General features: G+C 64.7%; 7 protein-coding genes and 1 pseudogene. 7 read left to right on the top strand and 1 reads right to left on the bottom strand.

The genetic code is table 11. The annotated features are described in order from the left end of the window. The 3 genes and pseudogenes from BLX41_RS21010 to BLX41_RS21000 form a co-directional block, all read left to right on the top strand. A pseudogene (locus BLX41_RS21010) lies at positions 1-239 on the top strand (MFS transporter); the annotation flags it as partial. Positions 240-271: 32 nt separating this feature from the next. Then, positions 272-1048, top strand: coding sequence for a class II glutamine amidotransferase (locus BLX41_RS21005; RefSeq protein WP_123726440.1), 777 nt, complete (start codon positions 272-274; stop codon positions 1046-1048). 10 nt (positions 1049-1058) lie between these two features. Beyond that, positions 1059-1601, top strand: a complete 543-nt coding sequence (locus BLX41_RS21000) for a DUF2937 family protein (RefSeq protein WP_123726439.1) — start codon at positions 1059-1061, stop codon at positions 1599-1601. Between the two features lie 266 nt (positions 1602-1867). On the opposite strand, the gene BLX41_RS20995 is transcribed toward BLX41_RS21000, so the two are convergent. Continuing rightward, the gene (locus BLX41_RS20995) at positions 1868-2788 is read right to left on the bottom strand and encodes a LysR family transcriptional regulator (protein ID WP_123726438.1); all 921 of its coding nucleotides are present in this window, start codon (positions 2786-2788) and stop codon (positions 1868-1870) included. A 137-nt stretch (positions 2789-2925) separates the two neighbouring features. Between BLX41_RS20995 and BLX41_RS20990 the strand changes: the two genes are divergently transcribed. The 4 genes from BLX41_RS20990 (at position 2926) to BLX41_RS20975 (ending at position 6648) form a co-directional block, all read left to right on the top strand. Continuing rightward, the gene (locus tag BLX41_RS20990) at positions 2926-4209 is read left to right on the top strand and encodes an MFS transporter (protein WP_123726437.1); all 1284 of its coding nucleotides are present in this window, start codon (positions 2926-2928) and stop codon (positions 4207-4209) included. A gap of 71 nt (positions 4210-4280) precedes the next feature. After that, positions 4281-5033 carry a 5-oxoprolinase subunit PxpA gene (locus BLX41_RS20985; protein WP_123726436.1) on the top strand — a complete coding sequence of 251 codons (753 nt, stop codon included), beginning with the start codon at positions 4281-4283 and terminating at the stop codon, positions 5031-5033. Continuing rightward, positions 5030-5734 carry a 5-oxoprolinase subunit B family protein gene (locus BLX41_RS20980; protein ID WP_123726435.1) on the top strand — a complete coding sequence of 235 codons (705 nt, stop codon included), beginning with the start codon at positions 5030-5032 and terminating at the stop codon, positions 5732-5734. The genes BLX41_RS20985 and BLX41_RS20980 overlap by 4 nt, the downstream gene beginning before the upstream one ends. Then, entirely contained in the window at positions 5731-6648 is a 918-nt protein-coding gene (locus BLX41_RS20975) for a 5-oxoprolinase subunit C family protein (protein ID WP_123726434.1), read from the top strand. The genes BLX41_RS20980 and BLX41_RS20975 overlap by 4 nt, the downstream gene beginning before the upstream one ends. The last annotated feature ends 2 nt before the right edge of the window (positions 6649-6650 follow it).

Raw genomic sequence — 6650 nt, 5'->3', positions numbered from 1 at the left:
CCGATCTGTTCATGTACGGCATGATCGCCTTTGGCGTGTACCTGCTGTTCGTGCTGATTCGCTGGCCTATCGAGCGTGCTGCCAAGGAGCGCCGCCAGCGCAACGAAGCGGCGCAAGCCGCGGCCAAGGCTGCCGAAGTGGAGGATGACCAGCCCTTTGGCGGCGCCGGCAATGACCGTTATGGTCGTCCGCCTGCTGCGGGCACCCCCCTGAACACGCGGGTCGAGCCGCGTCTGTAACCTGGCCCCGGCATTGCAGCGAGAGTCCGAGCATGTGTGAGTTATTGGGCATGAGCGCCAATGTACCGACCGATATCGTCTTCAGCTTTACCGGGCTGATGCAGCGCGGCGGCCGTACCGGCCCCCATCGCGACGGTTGGGGTATCGCTTTCTATGAAGGCCGCGGCCTGCGGCTGTTCCAGGACCCGGCGGCCAGCAGCGAGTCGGAAGTGGCCAACCTGGTGCAGCGCTACCCGATCAAGAGCGAAGTGGTGATCGGCCACATTCGTCAGGCCAATGTCGGCAAGGTCTGCCTGGCCAACACCCATCCCTTTGTCCGTGAACTCTGGGGCCGCAACTGGTGCTTCGCCCATAACGGCCAGTTGGCGGACTTCCAGCCTCAGGCCAGCTTCTATCGCCCGGTGGGGGATACCGACAGCGAGGCGGCGTTCTGTGACCTGCTCAACCGGGTACGCGAAGCCTTTCCCGAGCCGGTGGAGGTCGAGCAGTTGCTGCCGACCCTGATCCAGGCCTGCAGCGAATACCGCAGCAAAGGTGTGTTCAACGGTTTGCTCAGTGACGGTGACTGGCTGTTCTGCTTCTGCTCCACCAAGCTGGCGCAGATCACCCGGCGTGCCCCGTTCGGCCCGGCCCGGCTCAAGGACGTCGATGTGATTGTCGACTTCCAGGCGGAAACCACCCCCAATGACGTGGTCACGGTGATCGCCACCGAACCCTTGACCGAAAACGAAACCTGGACCCGCTACCAGCCAGGCCAATGGAGCCTGTGGCGGCGCGGTGAATGCGTCAGCCACGGCCAGACCGAATAAGGACATCCCTATGTTGCTCAGTTATCTGCGGCTGGTGTTGTTCGCCGCCGGCCTGTTGATCGGTGTGCAAGTGCCGGGTTTCATCAGTGATTACGCCAAGCGCGTGGAAGCCCACCTGATTGAATCGCAGAACAGTCTGCGGGGCTTCCAGGGCACCGCCGCGCAGTTTTTCAAGGGTGACCTGAACGCCCTGGTGGCCCATTACCGGGCCAGCGAGGACCCGGTGTTTCGCAGCGATGCCGAGAGCTTGAGCGGCTTGCTCCATCGCCAGTTGGCCCTGGACAAGCAATACCAGGCGATGCAGGGCCCCTGGTACATCCGCCTGCTGCAAGTGGCCCTGGCAGCCGACCCGGAGATCCGCAAGGAAACCTGGGACGGCTACAGCTACCAGATCCTGCTGACCCCGGAAGCGATGATCTGGGGCATGAGCGGCGCCTTGCTGCTGTCCTTCGGACTTGAGTGCCTGTACCGCCTGATCGATTGGGTGGTGCTGGGAGGCCGGCGCCTGCGCCAGAGCCGTCCGATCGAAGAGCGCGACCTCAAGGGCCTCTGAGCGCCCCGCACTGCAGGTGCCGGCAATATCTACAAGGCTGAAGCGCGCATTCGCTGGCAAGCCAGCTCCTGCGGATGGCGACTCACCAGCGGAGTTTGTGTAGGAGCCGGCTTGCCGGCGAAGAGGCCCGCAAGCCTTGCACAAGGCTGAAGAGTGCATTCGCTGGCAAGCCAGCTCCTACGGATGTCGACTCGCCTGCGGGGTCTGTGTAGGAGCCGGCTTGCCGGCGAAGAGGCCCGCAAGCCTTGCACAAGGCCGAAGGGCGCCTACGCGGACTCAATCAGGATGATGTGCTCCTGGCCGACCTTCTGCCCATAACGCTGCACCACGCGCTGGCACAGCTCCACGATATCCTCCACCAACTCCACTCCCACCCGCCACGACACCACCACCTGCAGGTTCGGCGGGCGCTGGTCGATGGCCAGCAAGGTCAGTTCGCCACGGGCCAGCTCTTCCCGGACCAGCACCGGCGGCAGGGCGCCAATCCCAAAGCCGTCCCGCAGCAGGCGGGTGATGGCCGATACCGAGTTGACGCAGTTGAGCCGCGGCGCCAGCACGCCGTTGGCCTGCATCAGGCTCAGCACCTGCTGGTGGGGCAGGGAGTTCTTCGAGTAAGTGACGATCCGTTCCCGGGCCAGCTCGGCGACATTGGCGTAGTCGCGGTTGTAGATCGAGTTGCTGGCGGCGATCCAGCCCATGGGATAGCTGGCCAGCTCCAGGCTGCGGATGCTCTCCTGGCGCAGCAGGTCGGTTTGCAGCACCAGGTCCAGAAAGCCCTTTTGCAACTGTTCGCACAGGTTCAGCGAAGTGTCGGCCACCAGCTCGATTTCCACCTGCGGGTAGTGGTCCATCATCTCCGCCACCAGGGGGCTGAGCCAGGTATGGATCACCGTATCCATGACCCCGATGCGAACCCGCCCGACCTTGCTCGACGGCGCTTGAATGGACTGTTTCAGCACCTGCAGGGTGTCGAGCATCTGCTCGGCGTGCTCCAGCACCTTGACGCCTTCCGGGGTCAGGCTGACGCCCCGGGAGTCCCGCAGGAACAGCTTCACGCCCAGCTCGCCCTCCAGCACCGCGATGCGGCTGGAGATCGCCGCCTGGGTGGTAAAGAGTTTTTCCGCGGTGTGGCTGAAGCTCTTCAGCCGCGCGACCCAGACGAAGGTTTCGAGGAACTTGAGGTTCATGGGATCAACTTTTCTTATGCATAAGGGCGGTTTTTATTAGTTGGACGCAGTTGGCGCTCGAGCCGAAAAATGCGCCAACCCACGATATGCGTCGTCGGGGCCCAGAACAACACCAATAAATTACCCTGGAGATCGCCATGAGTGCGCCCGAAACACTGGCCGTCAAGGCCCCGCGCCGCGCCGGCCCGTTTGACTGGTACCGGGACATCAACCAGCAGGAGCGCCGGACATTCTGGAGCTGCAAGCTCGGTTATGGCCTGGATGGCATGGACACCCAGATGCTCAGTTTCGTGATCCCGACCCTGATCGCGCTGTGGGGCATCACCTCGGCCGAAGCCGGGCTGATCCATACCAGTACCTTGCTGGCCTCTGCCCTGGGTGGCTGGATCGCCGGAATTCTCTCCGATCGCATTGGCCGGGTACGTACCCTGCAACTGACCGTCCTGTGGTTCGCGTTCTTTACCTTTTTGTGTGGCCTGGCGCAGAACTACGAGCAGTTGCTGATCGCCCGGACCCTGATGGGCTTCGGCTTCGGTGGCGAGTGGACCGCCGGGGCGGTGCTGATCGGTGAGGTGATCCGTGCCAAGAACCGTGGCAAGGCGGTGGGCATGGTGCAGTCCGGCTGGGCGCTGGGCTGGGGCATAACGGCGTTGCTATATGCGCTGCTGTTCTCCCTGCTGCCGCCGGAAGACGCCTGGCGCGCGCTGTTCCTGCTGGGCATCCTGCCGGCGATCTTCGTGATTTTTGTCCGCCGCCTGGTCAAGGACCCCGAGGTCTATCGCCAAACCCGGGCCCGGGAAGAACCCAGCAACCCGGCGCGGTTCTACGAGATCTTCGCCCCGGGGATTCTCAGCACCACCCTGCGGGCTTCGCTTTTGGCGGCGGGGGCCCAGGGTGGCTACTACGCCATCACCTTCTGGCTGCCGACCTTCCTCAAGACCGAGCGCGGCCTGAGCGTACTGAGCACCGGCGGCTACCTGGCGATGGTGATCTTCGGTTCCTATGTGGGCTACGTGATCAGCGCCTATCTGACGGATATTCTCGGGCGCAAGAAGAACTTCGTACTGTTCGCCGCCGGTTCTTTCACCATTGTCCTGCTCTATACGCAAATGCCGGTGAGCAACGCGGTGATGCTCTGGCTGGGCTTTCCCCTGGGCTTTTTCGCCTCGGGCATTTTCAGCGGCATGGGGGCCTTTCTCACTGAGTTGTTCCCCACCCGCATCCGCGGTTCCGGCCAGGGCTTCTGCTACAACAGCGGCCGGGCACTGGCGGCGCTGTTCCCCCTGCTGATCGGCCTGCTCAGCCAGCATGTGCCGCTGGGCGCGGCCATCGGCACCTTTGCCGCGGTGTCCTACGGCGTGGTGGTGCTGGCGGCGCTGAGCCTGCCGGAAACCCGCGGCAAGGAACTTGAGGCCCGCTAACTGATAATCTGCGGGACCCCTGCGCGACTGCCCCGCAACTGAACCTTATAAGAACCACAGGAGCACTGACCGTGAGCCGCCTGCTATTGAATTGCGACATCGGCGAAAGCTTTGGCAACTGGACCCTGGGCCTGGATGCCGAGGTGATGCCCTTTATCGACTGCGCCAACATTGCCTGCGGCTTCCATGCCGGCGACCCGGGCATCATGCGCAAGACCGTGGCCCTGGCCCTGGCCAACGGCGTACGCATCGGCGCCCATCCGGCGTATCAGGATCTGGCCGGCTTCGGCCGCCGTTCCATGAGCTATTCGCCCCAGGAAATCCAGGACCTGCTGCACTATCAGATCGGTGCGCTGGACGGCATCTGCCGGGCCCAGGGCGGTCGGGTCGAATACGTCAAACCCCACGGCGCGATGTACAACGACATGATGGCCAAGCCCGCCCAGCTGCGGGCGGTGATCCAGGCGGTGGCGGCCTACGACCCGCAGCTGCCATTGATGCTCATGGCCACCCGCGACAACAGCGCGGCCCAGGCCCTGGGCGATGAATACGGTGTGACCCTGTGGTTCGAGGCCTTTGCCGATCGCGCCTACGACAACGCCGGCCATCTGGTGTCGCGCCAACTGCCGGGTGCGGTGCACCACGATGCGGCCACCATCCTCGGCCAGGCCCTGACCATCGCCCGCGGCGAGCCCCTGACCGCCAGCGACGGCAGCGCCTTGCTGCTGCACGCCAACACCCTGTGCGTGCATGGCGACAACGCCAGTTCGGTGGCGGCGGTGCAGCGCATTCGCGAAGCCCTGAACCAGCAGTCCGGACTATGAAGCCACAGGTTGAAGTAGTCGCCATCGACTGCCTGATGGTGCGGCTGTTCGAGGTGATCGCCGAGGACAACATGCCCTGGATGCTGGCCGCCGCCGAAGGCTTGCGCCGTGCGTTCGGCGAGCAGTTGATCGACCTGGTGCCGTCCTACACCACGCTGATGGTGCATTACGACTTGCAGGCCTTGGGCCCAGCCGAGGCTCGGGAACGCATCGCTGCTGCCTTGAGCGACCTGGCCCCCGCCAGCGCCCGGGCGGGCCGCGAACATGTATTGCCGGTGTGGTACGACCCGAGCGTCGGCCCGGAGCTGGCCTTGCTGTCCCGGCGCAGCGGGCTGTCGGTGAACGAGGTGATCGAGCGCCACAGCCGACGTGAATACCAGGTGTTCGCCCTGGGGTTTGCCCCGGGCTTCGCCTTCATGGGGCTGGTGGAGGAACCGTTGGCGGCGCCCCGGCTGGACACCCCGCGCAAGCGTGTGGCAGCAGGCAGCGTCGGCATTGCCGAACGGCAGACCGCCGCTTACCCGGTGGTGTCGCCGGGGGGCTGGAACCTGATCGGCCGCACCCCGAGCCGACTGTTCGATCGCGAGCTTGATGGCTACAGCCTGATGCAACCGGGGGACCGAGTGCGCTTTGCTCCGGTGGAGCATGCCGAGTTCATCCGTTTGGGGGGCGATGACACGCCTCTGGAGGTGCCGGCATGAGCCGCCTGTCGATCGAGGCCAGCACGCCTTTGTGCCTACTGCAGGATGCCGGACGTTTTGGCGTGCGCCACCTGGGGGTGACCCAGGGCGGAGCGTTGGACTGGGTGTCGATGTCCTGGTCCAACTGGCTGCTGGGCAACGCCCTGGATGCGCCGGTGGTGGAAATCACCCTGGGCGGTTTCACCCTGCTGGCCGAGGACTATTGTCTGTTGGCCCTGGCCGGGGCTGATCTTGGGGCCTATGTGGATGAGCGGCCTTTGACCCCGGGGCGCAGTTTCATCCTGCAAAAAGGCCAGCGCCTGCGATTCACCCAGCCATTCTTTGGGGCACGGGCCTATCTGGCCGCCCCTGGCGGTTTCGATGCGCCCAAGGTGTTGGGCAGTTGCGCCAGTGTGCTGCGCGAAGCCCTGGGTGGCCCCGATGGTTATGGCCGGGCCTTGAGCGAGGGCGGGGCCTTGACTTACTCGGGAACTGGCGGTGCGCTCCGGAGCCTGTTGGCGGAGCAACTGCCGGATTGGCAATCCGCTGCACCGCTGGAGGTGATCCTGGGGGCGCAGATAGGACAGTTCAGCGGTTTGAGCCTGTTCGATGCCTTCAACAGCAGCTGGACCCTGGACAGCCGGGCCGATCGCATGGGCGCGCGCTTGCTCGGGCCGTCCCTGCAGTACCAGGGCCGGCCGATGATTTCCGAGGGCATTCCCCTGGGGGCGATCCAGGTGCCGCCAGACGGCCAGCCGATCGTCCTGCTCAATGATCGGCAGACCATTGGCGGCTATCCACGGCTGGGGGCGTTGACCCCGCTGTCCCTGGCGCGGCTGGCCCAGTACCTTCCGGGTAGCGAAGTGCGCCTGGCGCCGGTGGTACAGGAAACGGCGCATCGGCAGCAGGTGGCGTTCCTGCACCGGTTCGGGTGAGG

It is taken from the genome of Pseudomonas protegens, from assembly GCF_003732485.1.
Classification (GTDB): domain Bacteria; phylum Pseudomonadota; class Gammaproteobacteria; order Pseudomonadales; family Pseudomonadaceae; genus Aquipseudomonas; species Aquipseudomonas protegens_B.
The sequence above is the reverse complement of the archived record's forward strand: the minus strand, read 5'-3'. Positions and strand labels throughout refer to the sequence as shown.